This window comes from Streptomyces sp. NPDC059679 (genome assembly GCF_042734105.1).
Lineage (GTDB): Bacteria > Actinomycetota > Actinomycetes > Streptomycetales > Streptomycetaceae > Streptomyces.
In genome coordinates this window covers 172,863-193,732 of the sequence record NZ_JBHWES010000001.1, presented here as the reverse complement: position 1 = coordinate 193,732, position 20,870 = coordinate 172,863, and the positions used below count along the sequence as shown (strand labels likewise).

Genomic DNA, 20,870 nt, shown 5'->3' with positions numbered 1-20,870 from the left:
TCAGGGAAAGGTCAGGGTCTGAGCGAGCAGCGTCACGAGGACGAGCACCGTGGGAAACAGCGCGAGGAACATGGCGAAGGTGTAGCCCATGATGTCGCGCGCCTTCAGACCGAGGATGGCGAGGGTGGGAAGCATCCAGAACGGCTGGAGCAGATTGGCGCTGGCCTCGCCGAGGTCGTACACCACGACCATCCACCCCTGGTTGACGTGGAGTTCGTTGGCCGCCCCGAGGACGTAGGGCGCCTCGACCACCCACTTGCCACCGCCACTGGGTACGAACACCCCGAGCACACAGCTGTAGACGCCGATGAGGGCCGGGTAGAGGTATTCGTTCGACACCGACACCAGCCAGTCGGCGATGGTCTGGTGCAGTCCGGTGAAGGCGATCATCCCGAAGATGCCGCCGTACAAGGGGAATTGCAGCAACACGCCCGAGGCGGCAGGTGCTCCCTCCCGGAAGGCGCGGGCGAGGTGTACGGGCCGCCAGTGCAGGATGAGGGCCAGCAGGATCAGAATCAGGTTGACGGTGTTCAGATCGAGCGCGTTGAGCGCATTGCCCTTGGCCTGGGTGAAGTGGCGGACCAGATACCACAGGCCCAGTACGAAGAGCGCGATCGTGAAGGTTGGACTGAACTCGACCCACTCGCCGGGGCGGCTGCGCCGGGAGTCCGGGCTCTTCGTACGGAGCGCGGGACCGAGGTCGATACCGAGGCGCTCCGCGGTCATCGCGCGCTCCGGTGACGGGGCCAGGAACCACGCCATGGTGACCGCAACCGCGAAGACGACCAACGTGGCCACGATGCCCTGCCAGAGGAAGATGGTGTCGGTCAGCGGAATGACCCCGCTGCCACCGCGCCCCTCGGCGATGATCTTCTGCACGGCGGCGGGGCTGGACACCGCGCTGGCCACCTGTAGCGCGGCCGATCCCGACAGGCCCTGGGCCCATACGGTGCCGAGGCCGAGGAAGGCCATGGCCCCGATCGCGCGGTAGTCGACTCCGGGCAGTCGGCGGGCGATCTCCTTGGCGAGGATGGCGGTGAAGACGAGGCTGAAGGCCCAGTTCACATACGAGGTGGCCATGGCGACGGCGGCGGTGAACGGGATGGCGCCGCGCGGCGTTTTGGGCACGGCGGCGAGCCGGGCGATGAGACGGGCGACCGGCGGCGAGACCGCGACCGCGTAGCCCGCGATGACGATGATCGCCATCTGCAGGGTGAACTCGATAAGTGACCAGAAACCCTTGCCCCATGCGTCCACGAGGCCGAAGCCGCTGGTCGCTTCCGGGTCGCTCGGCTTGCCCAGCAGGCTCTCCCCGGAGGCGAGCCCCAGGGCGAGGACCACGAAGGTGCCGATCAGGACGAAGCCGAGGGCATCGGGCAGCCACTTCTCGGAGAAGCGGGTGAACCGCAACGCCAGCCGGGCAAGCCAGGTTTCCTCGCGGCTCGCCTCTGCTTCCGACGTCTTGAGGGGGTTCGTGGGCATACGCATCTCCTGATCGCGGGGCAGGGTGCGCAAGATCCTCATGGGGAGCCGGTGAACGAGGCAATGGGGAGATCGCACACCGGTTGCCGCCACACCATGTGGAGCCTCCCTATCGATCACCGGCAACTCGATCACCGGCAACTCGATCACCGGCAACTCGATCACCGGCAACGACGGAAGGAAAAACTGGCACTAGACAGGACTGGACATGTATGGCTAGCTTCCAGACATGCCTAAACAGGTCCTCAAGCATCAGCGCATCGCCCGCGTTCTGGCCCGTGAGATCCACAGCGGCGTTCTGGAACCGGGCAGCAGGCTGCCCGGCGAACACGCGCTCACCCGGCGCTTCGCGGTCAGCCGGACCACGGTTCGCCAGGCGTTGGACGAGCTCAGCAAACAAGGGCTGATCTCCACGCACGCGGGCGTCGGCTCGTTCGTCGCCTTCGACGGCAGCCTGCTGGACAACAGCTTGGGATGGACCAGGGCCCTGGCCGACCAGGGCGCCCGGATCACCACGGAGGTGCTCCGTCTCGAAGCGGTGCGCGATCCCGGACTGGCGGCGGACCTGGGGCTGGAGAGCAGCGAGTTCATGGCGCTTGACCGGTTGCGCGTGCTGCCCGAGGGCACTCCTGTCTCGCTGGAGCGCAGCAGGGTTCCGCTGGTCCCGGCGCTGGGCGACGTCCCGGTCCGCGGGCTCCTCGACGACTCGCTGACCAAGACCCTGGCCGCGGCCGGACTGAAGGCCACACATGGCGACGAGTGGGCGTCCGTGCGGCCCCTGGCCGCCGAAGAGGCGACACTGCTCCGCCGCCCGGAGGGAGAGGTCTGGCTCAACACCCGCCGGGTCAGCCGCGGAGCGGACGGCCGGATCGTCGAGCAGGTGACCAGCCTGCTGGACCCCGGCCGCTTCCAACTGCACCTCGGCTTCGGCGAACCGCCCCAGTGAGCCGGCCCGTGCCCCACGGCGCGCCCGACGCACCCCGCACACCGACAGAAAGCCCCGCATGAACCACCAGCACGACCGCGCGCTCGGCGCCCTGTACGGCCTGGCCATGGGTGACGCCCTGGGCATGCCCACCCAGATCATGTCCCGGCGGTCGATCACCGCCCGGTTCTCCACCGTCACCGGCTTTGAAGCCGGTCCGGCGGACAATCCGGTGAGTGCCGGAATGCCCGCCGGTTCGGTCACGGACGACACCGACCAGGCCCTCATCGTCGGCCGCCTGCTGACCGAGGACGGCGGGCGCGTCGACCCGCGGCGGCTCGCGCATGAACTCCTGGAGTGGGAGCGTGCCATGAAGGCCAAGGGCTCCTTCGATCTGCTCGGTCCCTCCACCAAGGCCGCCCTGGAGGCCGTGTCCCGCGGCGTACCGCCGGAGGAAGCGGGCAAGTCCGGGGCCACCAACGGCGCGGCCATGCGGATCACCCCGGTCGGGGTCGCCTTCCCCGCCACGCCGTTGGAACCCTTCATCGACCGGGTGGCGGCGGCCTGCCAGGTCACCCATGACACCGGCATCGGCATCGCCTCCGCGGCCGCCGTGGCGGCGGCCGTCAGCCGGGGCATCGACGGCGGAGACCTGGAGGACGCCTTCGCCGCGGCGATCACGGCGGCCGAGGCCGGCGCCGAGCGCGGCCACTGGGTCGCCGGTGCCGATATCGCCGCCCGTATCCGCTGGGCCGTGGACCTGGTCCGCGGTCTGCCCGAGGACCAGGCCCTGGACCGCGTCTGCGACCTGGTCGGCACCAGCGTCGCCAGCCAGGAGTCGGTCCCCGCGGCCTTCGCCGTACTGGCCCTCGCCGAGGGCTCCCCCTGGCGGGCGTGTCTGCTGGCGGCCAACCTCGGCGGTGACTGCGACACCATCGGCGCCATCGCGGGCGCCATCGCCGGAGCCATCGGCGGGGCCTCGGGACTGCCCGCCGATGCCCTCGCCACCCTGCGCTCGGTCAACGGCCTCGACCTGGAACCGCTGGCCACCGCCCTGCTCGCGCTGCGCGCCGGCCCGGCCTGATGAACACGCGCCCGCCCATCCACCCGCACCGGAGCGCCCCCCGTACAGAAAGACAGGTACCACCATGGCGGCTTCAGAGAATGACCGCGTCGGCTCCGTGGAGACCCGTGGCATCGAGCCGGTTCCGGACACCGAGCGCCACGGCCACGCCGGACAGATGTTCTGGACCTGGTTCGCCGCGAACATCAGCATCCTCGGCCTGCCGCTCGGCGCGGCTCTGGTCAGCTTCCGCGGTCTGAACATCTGGCAGGCGGCCGTCGTGGCCGTGCTCGGGTCCTTCGGCTCCTTCGCCCTGGTGGGCGCGCTCAGCATCGCCGGCAAGCGGGGCGGGGCGCCCGCCCTCACGCTGTCCCGGGCGGTGTTCGGGGTCCGTGGCAACGCGGGTCCCACGCTGGTCACCTGGATGAGCCGGCTGGGCTGGGAGACCATCAACACCACCACGGCCGCCTTCGCCCTGCTGGCGCTGCTCGACGTTGCCTTCGGTATCCGGCGGAACACCGTGCTCACCGTGGTCTGTCTGCTGGTCTTCATCGGCTGCACCCTGCTGATCAGCGGCCTCGGACACGCAACCATCATGTGGATCAACAGATGGGCCAGCTATGTCTTCGGCCTGCTCAACCTGGTGGTGATCGGTTTTCTCGCGGCCACCGTCGACTGGGGCAAGGTGGGCCACGCGCCGGCCGGTCCGGTGAGCGCGATGGTCGTGGGCGTCGGCATGATCGCCGCCGGGACCGGGATCGGCTGGGCCAACACCGGCGCCGACTACGCCCGTTATCTGCCCCGGCGGATCCCCGGCGGGCGGCTCGTGGTCGCGTCCGCGTTCGGCGCCGGTATTCCGCTGGTCGTGCTGATCTCGCTGGGCTCACTGCTCGCGGCAGGTGAGCCTGACCTCGCGTCCGCCTCCGATCCGGTCTCGGCCATCAACGCGATGCTGCCCACCTGGATGTCCATCCCGTATCTGATCGCCGCCTTCGGCGGGCTGCTGCTCTCCAACCACCTGTCCGTCTACTCGGCCGGACTCACCATGATCACCCTGGGCATACGGGTCCGGCGCACCCTCGCCGTCGGCCTGGATGTGATCGTCACCTTCGCGGGCGGGATCTACTTCATCCTGATCGCCAAGGACTTCTACGGCCCCTTCATCACCTTCCTCACCCTTCTCGCCGTGCCGATCAACGCCTGGGTGGGCGTCTTCGCCGTCGACCTCATCGTCCGCCGGTCGTATGACAGCGCGGCCCTGATGGACGTCGGGCGCTCCAGCCGCTACTGGTTCCGGGGCGGGGTCGCCTGGGCCGCGATGATCGCCTGGGCGATGGCCATCGTGGTGGGCCTGCTGTTCACGGAGGCGAGCACCAGCCCGACCGACGTATGGTTCTCCGGGCCGCTCGCACGCAGCTGGATCGGCTCCAACGGTCTTGGCTGGGTCGTGACACTGGCCCTCGCGGCCGCCGTCTACGCGCTGCTGCGCAGGCTGGACGGCACCGTCCGCCAAGAAGCCGCCGGACAGCGTCCCCAGCAGCAGGTCCTGTCCGCCCCGGCCACGCGGGAGATCTCATGAACGGGCTCGTGAACCCCGGCGCCCGGGACGGCGTCCCCGGCGAGCCCACGGGCGGCCGGCTGGTCCTGGTCGGCAACGCCATCGTCGACCTGGTGATGCGTGTGCCCGCACTGCCCGAACGCGGCGGCGACACCGTGTCCCAGGACACCAACCTCACCACGGGCGGCGGATTCAACGTCCTCACCGCGGCCCGCCGGCTGGGCCTGCCGACCCTGTACGCGGGCGCCCACGGAACGGGGCCGTTCGGCGACCGGGTGCGGGCGGACCTCGCCGGGGAGGGCATCGAGATGGTGCTGGACCGGGTCGCGGAGGCGGACACCGGATTCTGCGTCGCCTTCGTCGACGACGGAGGCGAGCGCACCTTCGCCACCAGCCTCGGCGCGGAGGCCCGGCTGACAGAGGCCGATGCCACGGCCGTGCTCGCCGCGCTGCGCCCCGGCGACATGGTGCAGATCTCCGGATACGGGCTCGCCTACCCGGTCAATGGCCCGATCCTGGCCTCGCTCGTCGCGCGGCTGCCGGAGCACACCCGGGTCTCCCTCGACCCGGGCCCCCTGGTCGACCAGATTCCGCAGGAGGTGCTGGCACCCGTCCTGGCGCGCTGCGACTGGGTCAGCTGCAACCAGCGCGAGGGAAGGCTGCTGACCGGCCTGGCCGACGCCCACGAGGGCGCGGCCGCGCTCGCCGCCCGGCTCGGCCCCCGTACCGGGGTGCTCCTGCGGGCCGACGCGGCCGGCTGCTGGCTGGTCCCGCCCGGCGGCGAGCCGCTGCACCTCCCCGGCCGCCGCGTGACCGCGGTCGACAGCAATGGCGCGGGCGACGCCCATACGGGAGCCTTCCTGGCCTTCCTCGGTCACGGGCTCGACCCGATCGCCGCCGCACAGGGCGCCAACGCCGCGGCCGCCTTCGCGGTCACCCGGCACGGCCCCGCCACCGGACCGACCGTCGACGAGCTCTACGACTTCCTCGACGGCGATCCGCCCGGCGCGCTGCTGTCCTCGGTGCTCCGGCGGTAGCGCGGCGTCCTTCTGGAAGCGGTGCCTCAGGCCGGAAGCGGCGCCTCAGACCGCGGCCGTCATCGGGCGACCGCGGTGGGCGAAAGTGTTCCAGAGGTGGACGGTCAGGCGCATGAGAAGCGCCTCGAGTACGGCGACCGCGGCCTTGGTGAGGAGGGTGGTGAACAGCTGCGGCATGACAGCAGCCCTTTCTTGTGCATGCTTCACTTACCGCTCCTTTGTGCGGTCTCGGAGCTTCGTACGCATGGAGTACAAGGGGCTGCCAGGTGAACGGTCGGTGTCATTCCGGCGCCCGTGTCGGAGCGCACACGAGCGGTGAGGAAGTGCCACGCGGCGGGCAGTACGACGGGGGCCGCCGCCGCTGCCAGTCCGATCGTCCAGCCCGCCGGGCCCAGGGGCCGGCTGCCGAAGAAGTGGCTGAGGCCGGGGAGCGCGACCACCAGGCCGAGGGCCACGAGGGATCCGACGGCGGCGAGGGCGACCACGGGATCACGGCCCGCGTCGGCGAGGGTCTGCAACAGCTGGGAGGCGACGAGCGCGACCAGGGAGACGGTGTCGGCGCGGGCCCTGGTGCCGGTCGCCCGGGCGACGGCCCACGCGCAGCCCGCGGCGAGCGCCGTGAGGGTGGCGCGCAGGCGGATGTGCCGGGTGAGGGCTCTGCCCAGGGACACCTCGGGGCCTTCGGCGAGCAGTTTCTCGGCCCTGCCCGCCGGAGGACGGGCGGCGATGGCCATGGCCGGCAGCATGTCCGTGAGGAGATTGACGAGGAGCAACTGGCGCGCGTTGAGCGCGCTTCGTCCGGTGAACGTGGAGGTCGCCAGGACGAAGGCGATCTCCCCGAGGTTGCCGCCGAGCAGGATGCCCAGCGCCTTGCGGACCGAGGCCCACATGGCGCGTCCCTCCACGATGGCATCGACGACGGTCTCGATACGGTCGTCGGTGACCACCACATCGGCGGCGGTGCGCGCCGCGGGGGTCGCCCGGGAGCCGATGGCGATCCCGACGTCGGCGAGCCGGATGGCGGGGGCGTCGTTGGCGCCGTCGCCGGTCACGGCCACCACCCGGCCGACCGAGCGCAGCGTGGTGACGATGCGCACCTTGTGGGCGGGGGTGACCCGGGCGAAGACCGAGATCCGCGGCAACGCCTCGGCGAGGGCGGCGTCGTCGAGCGCGTCCATCTCCACTCCGGTCATCATCCGCAGCCCCTCGTCCGGCTGCAGCTCACCGGCGATCGCGGCGGCGGTGCTCGGGTGGTCCCCGGTCAGCATGACGACCCGTACGCCGGCCCGGGTCAGCCGGCGGACGCTCTCGGCGGCGGTGGCCCGTACCGGGTCCGCAAGGCCCAGCAGGCCCAGTAGCCGCAGCCCCTTGACGTCCGTGTCGTCGAGGGCCGGGGGAGTGGCGGCGACGGTGTCCGGGCCGATGCGTTCGGCGACCACCAGCACCCGCAGCCCGCGGCGCGCCAGCCGGTCGATGTCCCGGTCGACCGCCTCCCGCAGCCTCTCGGTGAACGGCATGGTGGTGTCGTCGCGCCCGACCTGTACGCAACGGGTCAGGACGACCTCGGGCGCGCCCTTGACCACCAGCCGTGCCCGGCCCTCGGCCCGGCCGAGCACGGCGTGATATCCGCGCCCCGGTTCGAACGGCAGCTCCGCCAGCCGCTGCCAGCCGTCCGCGGCCTCCCGCCCCTCCGGGGCCGGGGCGGCGCCGACCCGCTCGGCCCCGGAGGCGATGGCACGGTCCGTGGGGTGGGTGAGCGCCGACGTCGGGCCGACGGGTCCCGCGAGGGCCGCGGTGGCGACGATCCGCCGCAGCCGCGGGGTGAGCGCGTCGAGCGTGCGCCGCTCGAGGCCGTCGGACACCTGCTGGAGGCTGATTCTGCCTTCGGTGAGCGTGCCGGTCTTGTCGAAGCACAGCACATCGGTGCGGCCGAGCGCTTCGATGGTGGGGGCGCTGCGCACCAGGGTGTTACGGGTGGACAGCCGGCGGGCCGCGGCCAGTTCCGCGACGGTGGCGACGAAGGGCAGACCTTCGGGTACGGCGGCGACGCACAGGCTGACCGCCGAGCCCAGGGCCGCGCCCAGGGGCCGCCTGCGGGTGAGGTCGGCGAGGAACAGTGCGACACCCGAGGCGATGGACAGGGGCAGGAACCAGTGGCCCAGAGTGTTCAGGCGGTGTTCCACACCGCTTTCCGGGAGCGCGCCCGCCGGGGCTGCCTGAGCGGCACTGCCGGCCTCGGTGGCGGTTCCGGTGGCGACGACGACGGCGAGCGCGCTGCCTGCCGCCACCGTCGTGCCCTGGTACAGCATGGAGTGCCGGTCCGCGACCGCCCTCGCCGCGGTCGGGGCGGGCGTCTTCAGCACGAGCTGGGATTCGCCGGTGAGACTTGATTCGTCCACCTCCAGGCCCGTCGCCTCGAGCACCCGGCAGTCGGCCGGGACCGCGTCACCGGCGCGCAGCTCGATGACATCGCCGCTCACCAGGTGGTCGGCGGATGTCTCGGCGAGGCCGGGCCGGCCCGCCCTGCGCAGCCGGGCCCGGGCCGAGGTCGCCTCGACGAGCCGCTCCGCCGCGCGGTCGGCGCCCAGCCGCTGGGCTCCGCCCACCAGCGCGTCGACGGCGAGCACGACACCGATGAGCACCGCGTCCAGTACGGAGCCGAGCGCCGCCGAGATGCCGCCGCCGATCGCGAGGATGGGCGTGAGCGGGTTGGCCAGCTCCTCCACGACCCTCCCGACGAGGGTGACGGCGGTGGTCGGCCGCTCGTGCCCGTCGAACCGACGGCGCCGCCCGGCCTCGGCCTCGTCGAGCCCCCGGGACGATGTGCCGAGCCGGGCGATCACTTGACGTACCGTCATGGCATGCCAGGGCGTCCGCTCTACCGCGGCGGGGGCCGGATGGCCGCGCAGCGCCCATCCCGCCCAGACACCCGTCCCGATTCCGGCGATGGCCGTACCGTCGCTCACGACACGGGCCCGCGCCCAGGCGCCACGCCGGGGAAGGGCCAGGGCCAGCGTCGCACCCGCGACAGCGCCGACCGCTTCGATACGGATACACAGCCGACTCAGCCTGCGGGCGTCCGGAACAGCGGTCAGCAGCAGATGCGCCACATCGGGCGGCGCGGCGACATCCGCGTCCCACGCCACCCGGCGCAAACCACCGGACACCCCGATGCCCAGATCGGCCTGGGCCAGGGCGCGTCCGGTATGAGTGGCGACCACGGCGACACCGCGGCCCTCGCCCTGGAGGGAGCGGACCAGAGCCGCCGTACGGGTGCCTCCGGTGGGCACGGCCTCGTCCAGTCCGAAGCGGCGGTGCAGGCCGGGCGGACCGCCCGCGAGCACCACCCGGCCGCATGCGCGCGCCGCGCGCACCAGGTGCTCGGCGAGCGGCTGCAACTGCGGCACCAGGCCCGCGACCGCGACGGGGCGGCCGTCCCGGACGACCAGCAGCACCCGCGCACCCTGCTCGGCCCACTCCTCGGCCAGGGCGGCCGCCTCTCCGGGCAGCTCCGCTTCCGCGTCCTGGCGCTCGGTGAGCGGCCGCAGCGTCCAGCCACCCTGTTCCAGAGACCGTGCCGGGTCGGTGCCGTCGATCAGCTCGTGGATCACGGCGTGGATCTCATCGAGGTCCGGACCCGCGGCCGCGGTCCCGCCAGGCGCCAGGGGCGCCACCGTGCCGACCGTCCATGTACCGGTGGCCAGCACACGGGCGTCGAGGACGACCGTGTCGATGCGGTCGAGCCGACGCAGCGCCTCCGGGCGCAGCACGAGGGCTCCCCGATCGGAGGCGCACTGGCCGACCGTCGCGGCGAAGGTCTCAAGGCCGGACCAGGCGGCTCTCGGGATCCCCGCGATCATCGAGGCCAGCGCCCGGTCACGGCTGCGGGTCAGGGTCCCCGTGACGCCGTAACCCGCCAATGCCGCCGGGACGGCCGCATGCGCATACCGCCCGGCCGGCCCCTGCGGCAGCGGCATCGGCCGCTCATGGGCCGGAGCGGCATCGTGGCGGTACGCTCCGTCGCGCCCGCCCAGCCGCAGCGCCCAGTCCTGCCACGCCTGGCGCCGGGCCTTCGCCTCCGTGTACCGGACGGCGGCCAGCAGACCGGATACGACGGGGCCCAGCGGGCGGAATGTCAGCGTCGTGGTGATCAGGTTCGCCGTCGCCCAGCCGACGTCGGCAGCCGCCGCGCCCAGCTTGCGGGCGGCGGCATCATGCAGCCGCGGAGTGGCCTCCGTGAGCTCGAGCAGGGCCGGTACGGCCGGTGGCAGACCCGGGATCCTGGCGATCCGCCCCACCACCGCCACGCCGAAGGCCACCAGACTCCCGGCGACCTGGACCGCGGCACCGGCCTGCGCCTCGGGGCCACCGGGGAAACCGACCGCGCGCGGGATCCGCGCCTTGTCGGCGCCGGCCTTGCCCCCGACCTCCCCACGGGCCGTCTCCCGGGCGGCGGCCTCGGCCTCCGCCTCGGCTTCCGTAACGAGGCGGACGACGGATCCCAGGTCGCTTCCGTCCGGTTCGCAGCCGACGAACACGCAGCCGAGCGTCCCGTTCACCTCCACGCGGCCCACTCCGCGCACCTCACCCAGCCGGGCCTCCAAGCCACGCGCGAACTCGGCTGCTCCGGGCCGTCGCACGTACCGGACCTCGATCTGCACCCCACCAGGAACCTGCCACATACGACGCGTCCGCGGCGTCAGCATCCGCCCGAGTGCCGAGAGCACTACGGGAGTTGCCGCCACCGCCCCCGCGGCACTCCGGACGGTCCCGGAAAGCAGGCTTACGATCACATGGCCTCCACCACTGGTGGCCACTGACACGGCACCGTCCCGACGGGCGGCGCCCTTCATTCCCTCAGTATGCGCACATCGCCGCTCCGGCGTCGTGCCGGAGTCCCCTCGGCCGCTCGGATCAGTTGGCGGGGCCTTTCAACATGCGGCGTACCCCGCGCTCCACGAGGACCGGAATGAACGCGAGCACCGGCCGGTCGCGCAACGCGGCGCACGCCGTGGCCACGGCGGTATCGATCTCCTCCGGGGGACACCCGCCCGTGTAGTTCCCATGTTCACCCGTGGGCTGGATCGTCACCAGCGGTCAACGAGTGGTTCGGCGGCCGTCCCCCACAAGCGCTCCATTCCGGTAGGAACCCTTCCGCGTCGTCCGCGGTTCCTAGTGGGCGAGGGGGCAGAGAGACATGGGGGATTCTGTTGAGCAATGACGCACTTGCGCACCCTGACCGCATCAGAGCGAGCCACTGGATGGCCGTATTGGCGCGGCAATTCCCCGAGCTGCGGGCGGAGCTGGCACCCTCCCCGCACCGCCCCGGGCTCGGGCGGCGGCGCGGGGGCGCCGACCGGCACGGGCCCTCGGCTCCGTTGCGCATGCGGGTCTGCGACACCGTACGGGACATCACCGACGGTGTGGTGGAGCTCGAGGAGGCCGTCCACGACCGGCTGGGGCTGCCGCCCGCCGGCAAGGGATCGGTCGAGGTCAGGCTGGGCCGCCTCGCGGGGCTGCTGGACCGGGTCGAGACCGACCCGGTGCTGATGCGGCATCTGCTGGACGAGGTCGGCGGAATGGCGCGACGCTGCTCCGACGCGCTCGGGGACGCCGAGCCCGTGGTGCGGCTGCGCGGCAGATGTCCGCTGTGCGCGTCCGTCTCGCTGCGGGCCTTTCCGCTGCGTGGGGCGGTGCTGTGCATCAACCCCGGCTGCCGGTGTCCGCAACCGGACTGCGGCTGCCATGAGGACCGGACACATCGGCACTCCTGGCCGGAGGCCGAATGGGGAGAGCTCGTCGGGCGGGGCGGGATGGCCCTGGAGGAGATCACCGCCGCCCTGGACGGCCGGTCCACTGCCGGGGCGGTGGGCCGATGAGGACCGCTCGGGCGCCCGAGGAGGCGCTGGTGACCGCCGACCTGGCCGCCCTGGAGGTGGGTGTCACCCCGGCCACCATCCGTAAGTGGGTGCAACTGGAACGGCTGCGGCCCGCGGGTCGCCAGGGCAAGGCGTTCCTCTACCGGCTGGAGGATGTGTTCGCGGCCGAACGTGCCGCCCGGCGACGCATGTGACCTGCGGGCCCCTTGGTCATATAGCGATAAGTGACGACAAGTGGTTGTGCGTGGACCCGAGTTGCGTCACACTTGGCGACAGCGGCGGAGCTGTGCCCGTGGAAACGGGCCACGGTCCCGCCGCTTTTCGCTGTGCGCAGCCCCTGACAACAGCAAGGAGTGCGCGCATGACCGAGCCCTTGGTGATCTTTCCTGACGTCGAACGCCTCGTCGTCGAGCATCTGAAGAACCGCCCCGAACTGGCCGGGGTCCTCGTGGACAACCGGACCCCGCCCGACTTCGACGGAACCCAGAAGGCCGTTCTGGTCTCCCGCGCGGGCGGCGTCTGGGTGGAGGACATCCACCTGGACCAGCCGCTGGTCGACCTTGAGGTGTACGGCCCCGACAAACCCACCGCCCACACCGTGGCCACGGCCGCCCGTACGGCGCTGTTCACCGTACGCGGCACCACGTTCGGCACCGCCTTTGTCACCGACATCACCGAGGTGGACGGCCCCCGCTGGCTGCCCGACCACCTCCACGCCGCGGCCAGCCGCTATCTGTCCACGGCCCGGCTCTCCATCCGCCCGGCGTAGCCGCCCGCTTGCCGCTCTTCCACATCTCGTCACAAGGAGCCACGCATGCCCGGAATGAACCCCAACGAGATCCGTGTGGCGGGGACCGGCCGCATCCTGACCGCCCCGCTCGGAACCACCGTCCCGGCCGACGTGTCCACGGCGTGGGCGTCGGCCTGGAAGGACCTCGGGTACACCAGCACCGACGGCATCAAGTTCAACAAGAAGGACAAGATCGACCCGGTGGACACCTGGCAGTCGGTCAGCCCGGCCCGTTTCGTCTACTCCGACCGCGATCTGACCGTGAAGTTCCAGCTGCTCCAGCTCAACGAGGACACCCTGCCGTTCTTCTTCGGCGGCGACGCGGTGACGGAGACCGCGGCCGGCTCCAAGGTGTACCGCTATGAACTCGACGCCGAGCCGAAGAAGGACGAGCGGATGCTCGGCGTGGAGTTCGCGGACGGTGATGTCATCAAGTACCGCTTCATCATCCGCAGGGGCCAGGTCACCGAGACCGAAGAACTCCAGCTCACCCGCACGGCCGCGGTCCGCCTCGGCGTCACCTTCACCGCGCTGTCCGTGGACAACGACACCCCGCTGGCCACCTGGCTGATGAACGACCCGGCCTTCGCCGGGTCCTGACCCCATTGTCTCTGTCGCGAAGGAGCCGTCGTCCATGCCCCCGTTCAATGTCAACGCCGCTCGCGCCCAGCGCCTCGAAGCTCTGGGCCAGACCTGGGACTTCGAGGTCGACGGGGAGACGTTCTCCCTGCCCACCGAGATCCCCCGCCGCTCGGCGCACGCCCTCGCCGAGCTCAAGGACAACGACCTGGACGGGCTGCTCGCCCTGCTCATGGGTGAGGAGAGCTACAAGCGCCTGTGCGAACACGAGGTGAGCGTGCAGGACATCGCCGCGATCCTCGAGGCGTACGGCCAGGACACCGGGCTCGGCGTGGGGGAAGGCTGAGCCTCGGCGCGCTCGTGGAGGAGCACGCCGAGGCGCTGGAGGCCGATCTGCTGCGGTACTACGGCGTCGATCTGCTCGACTGGCACCGGCAGACGCTGTCCTCGCGGCGGCTGTCGGTCCTGGTCCGCCATCTGCCACCGGACTCGGCGTTCGTACGGGCCCGGGAGGGCGAGGCCGCGGAGTGGCGGCTGACGGACCATCTGCTGGCGGCGGTGGTCGACCACCTCGCGATCGCCAACTGGATGTACGCGTCGGTCAACCGCGACGAGTACGCGGACCCGCCGGAGGCGCCGGTACCGGTGCCCCGGCCGGGCGCGGGGGCCGCCGATGCGTCCGAGGGTCCACCCGAGGCCCCGGCCCAGGCCGCCGCCGGGCGTGGGCCGACCGCGGCGGAACTGGCGCGATTCTTCGGGTGACTTGCGGGAGGGACGATGGGTGACACAGTGAGAGACCTGCTCGGAATTGTGCAGGGTCTGCGCAAGGCCGTGAACGAGCAGATCAAGCCCGAGCTCGGCCGGGTGAAAGTGGCGCTCACCGCCGTGAACTCCGAGGCCAACGCCCTGAAGGCGGAGGTCACCGGCATCACCGGGGCCGCCAAGTGGGGGTCCGCCGAAGTCACCGGCGCGTCCGCCGGCTTCAAGTTGTTCAACGCCGAGAAGACGCTGTTCGACATGCAGGAGATGCGCGACAAGGCCCGCGGCCTGGACCCGGAATCGCTCAAGACGGGCATCAAGGCCGTGGAGCAGCGGGTGGCGGCGACGCGTACCTCTCTCGCCCGTACGATCCTCCGCGTCCGGGGGGAACTGACCGCCCTCAAGTCGGCGACCGAGACGGCTGTCGCCGGTGCGAAACACGCCGCCGAACGAGCCGCCGGCAAGGCTGAGGCCGCCGAGGAGAAGGCGGAACACGCCGAGGCACGGGCTCAGCGCGCGCTGGGGCAACAGCGCAGCGCCGCGACGGCGGCAGGCAGACCAACCGGCCGGGAGCGAGCCGTGGACGTGCGCAACATCCGCGAGGCGGAGCAGGCCATCCGCGCCTTGGAAGGACGAATCAACCGACTCGTACAGGCTCTGGAATGACAGGGCCGGAAGGGTGACCGATGTCGCTCCTGCAAGCGCTCAACAGATCCCTCTCCGGCTTCCGCGGCCTGCGCAGCACCGTGGGCCAGACGGACACCAGTGTCTCCAAGTTCGCCCGGACCGCGACCCAGGCCGGCGGCGCCGTCGGCCGTATCAAGGACGACGTCGACAAGTCGGCCAACTCCATGCGCACCCTGCAGCGAGAAGCCAACGCCGCCGAGCGCAGCGTCGCCAAGAGCGGCCGTTCCATGTCCACCGCGGGCCGCAGCGCGGCGACGGGCGGGGGGCTGATGGGGCGGATGAAGACGGGGCTCCAGGGGGTGACCACGGCCCAGAAGGGCCTGAACACCGCCATGAAGTCGAATGTCTTCGGGGCCATCATGGCGCTGCTGATGCCGCTGATCATGAAGCTCGTCGACATGGCCATGCAGTCCAAGACGGTCCAGCGCATCGTCCAGGCAGCCTTCAAAATCGTCGGCCAGGTCATCGGCAGCACGATGCGGGTGGCGAAACAGGTGGTGCAGGCGACCTGGAATGCCATCAAGGTGGCGTTCACGGTCGTGCTGAAGGTCATCTGGACCGTGGTGAAGACCTACTTCAACATCTACAAGACCATCATCACCACGGTCATCCACGCCATCATGGCCGTGATCCGCCCCCTGTTGTCCTTCTTCTCGGAGAAGATCCCCGCCGCGTTCCGGGCCACCAGGAACGGCATCCAGCGCGCGTTCAGCGGGCTGGCGGGGATCGTGCGGGGTGCGTTCAGCGCCGTGCTCGGTGCCGTGCGGGGGCCGCTGAACGGGGTGATCGGGCTGGTCAACCAGGCGATCGGGGCGCTGAACCGGGTCAAGGTTTCGGTTCCCTCGTGGGTGCCGGGGATCGGTGGCAAGTCGTTCGGGGTGAACCTGCCCACCATCCCCACACTCGCCCAGGGCGGCATCGTGCTGCCCCGCCCCGGGGGCACCCTCGCGCTGCTCGCCGAGGCCGGGCAGGCCGAGGCCGTGTTGCCGCTGAACCGGCTGAACGCGCTGCTGGCCCGTACCGGGCCGGCGCCCGGGCTCGCCATGGCGGGCAAACCGGGTGGCGGGTTCGTCATCGAGCACTACTACGAGGCCCCGGGCGCCAGCGCCCGGCAGACCGCCGAGGATCTGATGTTCCTGATGAAGGCCAGGGGGTGACATGGCGAGCGAGACCAGCACCGCCGCCGAGCCGGGACCGCTGATCACCGCCGATGGGCAGGTGCAGTGGGCCGGGCTGCTGATGGGGCCCGGCACCGACTACTGGATCGCCGCCGAGGGGCTTACCGGCTGGGAGGAGTTGCCCGCCCTGGACACCTCCGACGCCGACCGCCCGGTCGGCCACGGCGGCTGGCCGGGCTCGCAGTGGGCGCAGGCCCGTACGGTCACCGCGCAGGTGTGGTTCGCGCCGGACCCGGACGCCGGGCCCGAGGGCGTACGGGAGGCCCTGCGGGCGCTGCGTGTGGCCACCGCCGTACGCGACGAGGAGGAATGGCTCGCGGTGCGGCTGCACGGCGAGACGCTGGCCGTGCGGGCCCGGGTCACCCAGCGCGTCGTCCCCACCGACCGGCAGTTCGCGGCGAGCCGCCTGGCGAAGATGACGCTCCAGTGGAAGGCCAGCGATCCACGCCGCTACGAGGCGGTGGGGCGGCGGGACACCGTCGGGCTCCCGGAGCGGGAACCGGGCCTGACCTGGCCACTCGTATGGCCGCTTGTCTGGGGCGCGCCCGGCGCCACGGGCGACCTCACCGTGGAGAACGACGGCAGCGCCCCCGCCCATCCGGTGATCACCTTCACCGGCCCGTGCACCCGGCCGCGCCTGGCCAACCGGGCCGGCGGCGACTGGCTGGAGTACGCGATCACCCTGGCCCCGGACGATGAACTCGTCGTGGACACCGCCGAGGGGACCGTGATGTTCAACGGCACCGCGTCGCGCCGCCACACCGCCGTCCCGGGAAGCGCTCCGGAGGAGTCCTTCACCTTACCGCCCGGCACCTCGCAGCTGTCCTTCCGGGCCGCGTCGGGAGGTGCGGGCGCCACCGCCACGATCGACTGGCGGCGCGCGGAGTGGTGAGCCGCGGCACCGCCACGGCCCGGCCACCCCACGCGCATGGACAACACCGCACACCACACGCCGCACACCCACACGAGAAACACAGAAGCCCTGTGATCACCATGGGAGCCGTCCTATGACCGTTCGTTCCGCCTGGCATCTGCCCACCGGCCAGACCCGCGAGGACACCCGGCTCGCCGTCGGCCTCGGCATGGCGTCCGCCGGGCCGCTGCTGACCCGCGCCGGGTGTGTGTTCGGCGGGCTGCAGCTCACCGGCACCGCCGCCACCAGCATGCAGGCCAAACTCTCTCCCGGGCAGGTGTGGATCGCGGGCACGTCCACCGGTTCGCAGGGTGGCTACCCGGTCACCGTCGACTCCGACACCCTGCTGACCGTCGCCGACGGGCACGCCAGCCTGCCGCGTGTGGACGCGCTGGTCGTACGGGTCTACGACAACGACTACGACGGCCTCGGCAAGTACGAGGCCACCCTGGAGCTCCTTCAGGGCACCCCGGCCGGTTCCCCCACCGCCCCGGCCGTGCCCAAGAACGCCGAACTCCTCTACGAGATCGCCGTTCCCGCCGGGGCGTCCGCCGCCAAGGGCATCACCTGGGCCTCCGCCATCACCGACCGCCGCCGCTACACCGCGGCGCTGGGCGGCATCGTCCCCGCGGTGGGCGGGGCGCCGCACAACGGGGCGTATGTCGGGCAGTACCGTGACGTGGGCGGCCGGCTGGAGCGCTGGGACGGCGCTCAGTGGACGAAGTTCATTCCGAACGCGGTGCTGATGCACACCGCGGACTGGGGCGGCACCACCTCCACCTCGTATGTCGAGGTCCTTCCCATCGACACCACCGTCCCCCTCGTCGCCACCTTCACCGCGCCGCCCTCGCGGTGGGTGTCCCTCACCTTCGGTGCCTTCACGGCGGCCGACGGGGACGCCACCGCGTACATCTCCTTCAGGATCAGGCTGCAGAGCGGCACCGAAGTGCTCGCCCCCTCCGACGACCGGGCGGCGATCCTCGTCGGTGCGGGCAAGGCATCCATCTCCACCTGCTTCCCGGTGGGCAACCTCACCCCCGGCGCCGTCTACACCGCGACCGCCGCCTACCGGTCCTCCGTCGCCGGCACGCGTGTGCACTTCGACAGCCGTTTCATCCGCATCGACCCCGTGGCGTGAGTGCCGTGGACGCCAGCTACCGCGCCGTGTTCACCGATCTGCGCACCGACCAGGCGATCGATGTGCTGCCGCTGCAAGGCGTGGAGTACGACGACTACCTCGGCAAACCCGGATCGCTCAGCGCGACCCTGCCGGTGCCCGACGCCCGGATGGCCCGGCGTGTGCGGGAGCTGGCGGAGGGACGTACCGCCGTCTATCTGGAGCGCGGGGACGAAGTGTGCTGGGGTGGCATCGTATGGACCCTGACCCCGGCCACGGACGACCGGGGCAGCACGACGGTCGGGCTGCAGGCGGCCACCTTCGACTCGTACGCGGGCCGCCGCTACATCCGCGCGAACCTGAACTTCTCCGCGGTCGACCATCTGGAGATCGTCCGTGGGCTGTGGGAGTACATGCAGGGGGCCGAGGGCGGCCGGATCGGGGTGGAGTACGAGACGACGGCCCCGACCACCTCCCGTACGGTGGCCTACCGCGACGGGGACGAGACCCTGGTGGAGGAGGCGATCGGGCAACTGGCGGCGATGGAGCCCGGCTTCGAGTACCGGATCGCGGTGTACCGGGATCCGGTGACGGGACGGCGGGTGAAGCTGCTCCAGCTCGGCTCGCCGAGGATCCAGGTGGGCAGCCAGCCTGTGATGCTGGACCTGCCGGGCGATGTGCTGTCGTACGCATTCCCCCGCGACGCCACGCGTGGCGGGACGACCGCGCGGGCCAGGGGCGGTACCCCGGAGGGCGGGGCGAGCGGTCCGGTCCTGTCCGGGGAGCAGGTGGCCCAGGACCTGATCGCGGCCGGGTTCCCCCGGCTGGACACCACCTCCGACCACAGCAACGTCACCGACAAGGCGACGCTCGACGCGTTCGCCCGCTCCGAACTCGCCGCCCTGCGCGGCCCGGTGGTCATCCCCTCGGTCCGGATCCGTCTCGGCTCCGACACCACGCCCGCGCTGCTCGGCACGACCGTGCGGCTGCGGATCAAGGACGTGTGGTTCTCCGAGGGCCTGGACGCCCGCTATCGCGTGGTCGGCATCAAGGTCACCGCCCCCGAGCGGGGACGCCCGGAGACCGCCGATCTGTATCTGGAGGGGACAGACTGATGGCGAACCTGCCCGAGGACATCGTGGACCGGATCAGGGCCCTGGAACGGCAGGTCCACCGGCTCACCACCTACGTCAACAGCAAACCCGGCACGATGCCGGCGACCCTGGCGGCAGCGGAGCCGCCACCACCAGCCGCCCAGGAGGATCCCGCGGACGAGCCGCCGCCACGTGGTCCTGCGTCAGGGAACCCGTGACCGTGATGTGCGTTGCCGCCAGTCGTCGTCGCCCCGACGTGCCGTGACGGTGGCCGATGCGTTTACGGGCACCTTGGTTCCCATCGCTGAGGTCTACGGCTGCCCGCCGAGGTCGTGTTCGGCGGTGGCCGCCGCCCCGCGTCGCCGTGGGCGCCTTGCCAGCAACCGGACGGCCGCGGCGACCGGGGCGAGCGCCACCCGCAGGCCACGGGCGGCCGAGGGGTTGACCGTGCCGATGTCGTGGATCCGCACCCGCGGGGCGTCGGGACGTATCGCCCGGCGGACCGACTCGGCGGCGGCCAGCCCCGACCGGACCGCGCCTTCCATACCGGCCACACCCGGCGGGGCGGCGCAGAAGTCCCCGGCGATGTGCAGATTGGCCAGTGCGGTCGAGCTCACCGGCCGGTACTGGTCGGAGCCCGGCCCGGGGGCGAAGAACGGCTCCGCGAAGTGCGGTTGATAGCAGACGTGCTCGATGTCGTCCCAGGTGAGCGTCGGCACATAGCTCATCAGCTCCTCCACCAGGACCTTGACCGCCTCGGCTTCGGACAGCTCCGCGAGCCGCGCGACACGGCCGATCACGCAGTTGAGGAGGGTGGTGCGGTGGCCTTCCCAGACTTGACCGACGTCGATGAGGGTGATGGCATGGCGCGAGCCGACCAGGCGTATGTGCTCGTCCGGCAGCCCCGGCAACCGCCGCCGCAGATATATGTGCAGCGCCCCGAGCGGACGGGAGCGCAACTCGTTGACCCCATGAGCCGGTCGCAGCGCACCGGTGACGGCGGGGCCGAGCCGTGACAGGCGCCCGTGTGGGACCGCCAGCACCAGGTGTCCGTCGACCTCCTCGATCGCGGTGTCCCCGTCGCGCACCGTGATGGTGTCCAGACGATCGCCGGCCACGGAGGCCTCGAGCAGTTCCACACCGGTGCGGACCTCGACGCCATCGGCTTCCAGACGCCGACGGAAGGGGCCGATGAACCAGGTGTGCAGATCGCCCTTCGGCATCCGTATGCGACCGGGCTGCCCGGAGAACGCGGCGATGCTGCCGCGGAAGGCCGCCGCCGACGAGGCCCGGCTCTCCGCGGCGCTGGACGCGACGAACAGGTGCTCGATGTCGGCGATGGCCGTGTCGGTCAGATACCAGCGGCTGTGGAGAAAGTCGTGGAAGGATTCGTCGTGGCCCTCGTACCGCTGGGCGAGCAGATCGATCAGCCCGTAGTAGAACAGCAACCGGTCGGCGGCCGGAGTGACCCCCGACCGGATGTCCTTGACGAAGTCCCTCAGCGTGAAGAGCGACCGGAAGGTGCGGAAGGTGGGGAACTCACCCGGCATCAACTGGTAGAAGTTGTCGCACTCGCGCAGGTTGTCGACGATGCCCAGCTCCTCGACGAGACGGAGCGCATTGCCGTACCAGGCGGGGAAGATGTGCACTCCGTGGTCCTCGACCCGGTTGTCGATCACTCGCGATCCAGCCATTCCGCCGAGTTCCGGTGCGGCTTCCAGCAGCCGCACCGGCACTCCGAGCCTGCGGATGGTCCACGCCGCAGTCATCCCGGCGAGGCCGCCCCCGATCACGGTCACACTCGTCATC

General features: G+C 71.5%; 21 protein-coding genes. 16 read left to right on the top strand and 5 right to left on the bottom strand.

Annotated features, from left to right (window positions below; all coding sequences use genetic code 11):
* Window positions 1-1,482 carry a short-chain fatty acid transporter gene (locus tag ACFV2X_RS00915; protein ID WP_385609722.1) on the bottom strand — a complete coding sequence of 494 codons (1,482 nt, stop codon included), beginning with the start codon at window positions 1,480-1,482 and terminating at the stop codon, window positions 1-3.
* A gap of 229 nt (window positions 1,483-1,711) precedes the next feature.
* Between ACFV2X_RS00915 and ACFV2X_RS00910 the strand changes: the two genes are divergently transcribed.
* The 4 genes from ACFV2X_RS00910 (at window position 1,712) to ACFV2X_RS00895 (ending at window position 6,065) form a co-directional block, all read left to right on the top strand.
* Window positions 1,712-2,428: a GntR family transcriptional regulator gene (locus tag ACFV2X_RS00910; protein WP_385609721.1), complete on the top strand. Its 717-nt coding sequence runs from the start codon at window positions 1,712-1,714 to the stop codon at window positions 2,426-2,428.
* Between the two features lie 58 nt (window positions 2,429-2,486).
* Window positions 2,487-3,491, top strand: coding sequence for an ADP-ribosylglycohydrolase family protein (locus ACFV2X_RS00905; protein WP_385609719.1), 1,005 nt, complete (start codon window positions 2,487-2,489; stop codon window positions 3,489-3,491).
* 64 nt (window positions 3,492-3,555) lie between these two features.
* Entirely contained in the window at window positions 3,556-5,049 is a 1,494-nt protein-coding gene (locus ACFV2X_RS00900; RefSeq protein ID WP_385609718.1) for a purine-cytosine permease family protein, read from the top strand.
* Window positions 5,046-6,065 carry a PfkB family carbohydrate kinase gene (locus tag ACFV2X_RS00895; RefSeq protein WP_385609716.1) on the top strand — a complete coding sequence of 340 codons (1,020 nt, stop codon included), beginning with the start codon at window positions 5,046-5,048 and terminating at the stop codon, window positions 6,063-6,065. The genes ACFV2X_RS00900 and ACFV2X_RS00895 overlap by 4 nt, the downstream gene beginning before the upstream one ends.
* A 45-nt stretch (window positions 6,066-6,110) precedes the next feature.
* Here ACFV2X_RS00895 and ACFV2X_RS00890 read toward each other — a convergent pair whose 3' ends face one another.
* From ACFV2X_RS00890 to ACFV2X_RS00880, 3 genes are all read right to left on the bottom strand, one after another.
* Window positions 6,111-6,272 (bottom strand): hypothetical protein, encoded by a 162-nt coding sequence (locus ACFV2X_RS00890; RefSeq protein WP_385609714.1) that lies wholly within the window; start codon window positions 6,270-6,272, stop codon window positions 6,111-6,113.
* Window positions 6,269-10,705 (bottom strand): HAD-IC family P-type ATPase, encoded by a 4,437-nt coding sequence (locus tag ACFV2X_RS00885; protein WP_385609713.1) that lies wholly within the window; start codon window positions 10,703-10,705, stop codon window positions 6,269-6,271. The genes ACFV2X_RS00890 and ACFV2X_RS00885 overlap by 4 nt, the downstream gene beginning before the upstream one ends.
* Window positions 10,706-10,979: 274 nt before the next feature.
* A complete protein-coding gene (locus tag ACFV2X_RS00880; protein WP_385609711.1) occupies window positions 10,980-11,156 on the bottom strand; it encodes a three-helix bundle dimerization domain-containing protein in 177 nt (58 codons plus the stop codon).
* A 170-nt stretch (window positions 11,157-11,326) separates the two neighbouring features.
* On the opposite strand from ACFV2X_RS00880, the gene ACFV2X_RS00875 reads away from it, so the two are divergent.
* The 12 genes from ACFV2X_RS00875 to ACFV2X_RS00820 all read left to right on the top strand — a co-directional run bounded on the left by ACFV2X_RS00875 (window position 11,327) and on the right by ACFV2X_RS00820 (window position 19,279).
* Entirely contained in the window at window positions 11,327-11,944 is a 618-nt protein-coding gene (locus ACFV2X_RS00875; RefSeq protein ID WP_385609710.1) for a hypothetical protein, read from the top strand.
* Window positions 11,941-12,138 carry a hypothetical protein gene (locus ACFV2X_RS00870; protein ID WP_089505642.1) on the top strand — a complete coding sequence of 66 codons (198 nt, stop codon included), beginning with the start codon at window positions 11,941-11,943 and terminating at the stop codon, window positions 12,136-12,138. Before ACFV2X_RS00875 ends, ACFV2X_RS00870 begins: the two co-directional genes overlap by 4 nt.
* A gap of 167 nt (window positions 12,139-12,305) precedes the next feature.
* Entirely contained in the window at window positions 12,306-12,713 is a 408-nt protein-coding gene (locus ACFV2X_RS00865) for a hypothetical protein (RefSeq protein WP_014172832.1), read from the top strand.
* A gap of 45 nt (window positions 12,714-12,758) precedes the next feature.
* Window positions 12,759-13,334 (top strand): phage tail protein, encoded by a 576-nt coding sequence (locus tag ACFV2X_RS00860; RefSeq protein WP_385609707.1) that lies wholly within the window; start codon window positions 12,759-12,761, stop codon window positions 13,332-13,334.
* 34 nt (window positions 13,335-13,368) lie between these two features.
* Window positions 13,369-13,659, top strand: a complete 291-nt coding sequence (locus ACFV2X_RS00855) for a hypothetical protein (RefSeq protein WP_089505644.1) — start codon at window positions 13,369-13,371, stop codon at window positions 13,657-13,659.
* A 14-nt stretch (window positions 13,660-13,673) separates the two neighbouring features.
* Window positions 13,674-14,075 (top strand): hypothetical protein, encoded by a 402-nt coding sequence (locus ACFV2X_RS00850; RefSeq protein ID WP_385609705.1) that lies wholly within the window; start codon window positions 13,674-13,676, stop codon window positions 14,073-14,075.
* 15 nt (window positions 14,076-14,090) lie between these two features.
* A complete protein-coding gene (locus ACFV2X_RS00845; RefSeq protein WP_385609704.1) occupies window positions 14,091-14,738 on the top strand; it encodes a hypothetical protein in 648 nt (215 codons plus the stop codon).
* A gap of 20 nt (window positions 14,739-14,758) precedes the next feature.
* Entirely contained in the window at window positions 14,759-15,916 is a 1,158-nt protein-coding gene (locus tag ACFV2X_RS00840) for a hypothetical protein (protein WP_385609702.1), read from the top strand.
* Window position 15,917: 1 nt separating this feature from the next.
* Window positions 15,918-16,829 carry a phage distal tail protein gene (locus ACFV2X_RS00835; protein WP_385609701.1) on the top strand — a complete coding sequence of 304 codons (912 nt, stop codon included), beginning with the start codon at window positions 15,918-15,920 and terminating at the stop codon, window positions 16,827-16,829.
* A gap of 115 nt (window positions 16,830-16,944) precedes the next feature.
* Window positions 16,945-17,988: a hypothetical protein gene (locus ACFV2X_RS00830; protein ID WP_385609700.1), complete on the top strand. Its 1,044-nt coding sequence runs from the start codon at window positions 16,945-16,947 to the stop codon at window positions 17,986-17,988.
* 5 nt (window positions 17,989-17,993) lie between these two features.
* Window positions 17,994-19,082, top strand: coding sequence for a hypothetical protein (locus ACFV2X_RS00825; protein WP_385609698.1), 1,089 nt, complete (start codon window positions 17,994-17,996; stop codon window positions 19,080-19,082).
* A complete protein-coding gene (locus tag ACFV2X_RS00820) occupies window positions 19,082-19,279 on the top strand; it encodes a hypothetical protein (protein ID WP_385609696.1) in 198 nt (65 codons plus the stop codon). The genes ACFV2X_RS00825 and ACFV2X_RS00820 overlap by 1 nt, the downstream gene beginning before the upstream one ends.
* 93 nt (window positions 19,280-19,372) lie before the next feature.
* Here ACFV2X_RS00820 and ACFV2X_RS00815 read toward each other — a convergent pair whose 3' ends face one another.
* Complete coding sequence (locus ACFV2X_RS00815; RefSeq protein ID WP_385609694.1) at window positions 19,373-20,869, bottom strand: FAD-dependent oxidoreductase; 1,497 nt, start codon at window positions 20,867-20,869, stop codon at window positions 19,373-19,375.
* Between the last annotated feature and the right edge of the window lies 1 nt (window position 20,870).

Excerpts from the sequence above, each read along its gene's own strand:
- ACFV2X_RS00855 (WP_089505644.1), top strand. The coding sequence starts at position 13,369 with ATGCCCCCGTTCAATGTCAACGCCGCTCGCGCCCAGCGCCTCGAAGCT.
- ACFV2X_RS00815 (WP_385609694.1), bottom strand. The coding sequence starts at position 20,869 with ATGACGAGTGTGACCGTGATCGGGGGCGGCCTCGCCGGGATGACTGCG.
- ACFV2X_RS00830 (WP_385609700.1), top strand. The coding sequence starts at position 16,945 with ATGACCGTTCGTTCCGCCTGGCATCTGCCCACCGGCCAGACCCGCGAG.
- ACFV2X_RS00835 (WP_385609701.1), top strand. The coding sequence starts at position 15,918 with ATGGCGAGCGAGACCAGCACCGCCGCCGAGCCGGGACCGCTGATCACC.
- ACFV2X_RS00845 (WP_385609704.1), top strand. The coding sequence starts at position 14,091 with ATGGGTGACACAGTGAGAGACCTGCTCGGAATTGTGCAGGGTCTGCGC.
- ACFV2X_RS00895 (WP_385609716.1), top strand. The coding sequence starts at position 5,046 with ATGAACGGGCTCGTGAACCCCGGCGCCCGGGACGGCGTCCCCGGCGAG.
- ACFV2X_RS00910 (WP_385609721.1), top strand. The coding sequence starts at position 1,712 with ATGCCTAAACAGGTCCTCAAGCATCAGCGCATCGCCCGCGTTCTGGCC.
- ACFV2X_RS00870 (WP_089505642.1), top strand. The coding sequence starts at position 11,941 with ATGAGGACCGCTCGGGCGCCCGAGGAGGCGCTGGTGACCGCCGACCTG.
- ACFV2X_RS00820 (WP_385609696.1), top strand. The coding sequence starts at position 19,082 with ATGGCGAACCTGCCCGAGGACATCGTGGACCGGATCAGGGCCCTGGAA.
- ACFV2X_RS00840 (WP_385609702.1), top strand. The coding sequence starts at position 14,759 with ATGTCGCTCCTGCAAGCGCTCAACAGATCCCTCTCCGGCTTCCGCGGC.
- ACFV2X_RS00915 (WP_385609722.1), bottom strand. The coding sequence starts at position 1,482 with ATGCCCACGAACCCCCTCAAGACGTCGGAAGCAGAGGCGAGCCGCGAG.
- ACFV2X_RS00900 (WP_385609718.1), top strand. The coding sequence starts at position 3,556 with ATGGCGGCTTCAGAGAATGACCGCGTCGGCTCCGTGGAGACCCGTGGC.
- ACFV2X_RS00875 (WP_385609710.1), top strand. The coding sequence starts at position 11,327 with ATGGCCGTATTGGCGCGGCAATTCCCCGAGCTGCGGGCGGAGCTGGCA.
- ACFV2X_RS00905 (WP_385609719.1), top strand. The coding sequence starts at position 2,487 with ATGAACCACCAGCACGACCGCGCGCTCGGCGCCCTGTACGGCCTGGCC.
- ACFV2X_RS00860 (WP_385609707.1), top strand. The coding sequence starts at position 12,759 with ATGCCCGGAATGAACCCCAACGAGATCCGTGTGGCGGGGACCGGCCGC.
- ACFV2X_RS00865 (WP_014172832.1), top strand. The coding sequence starts at position 12,306 with ATGACCGAGCCCTTGGTGATCTTTCCTGACGTCGAACGCCTCGTCGTC.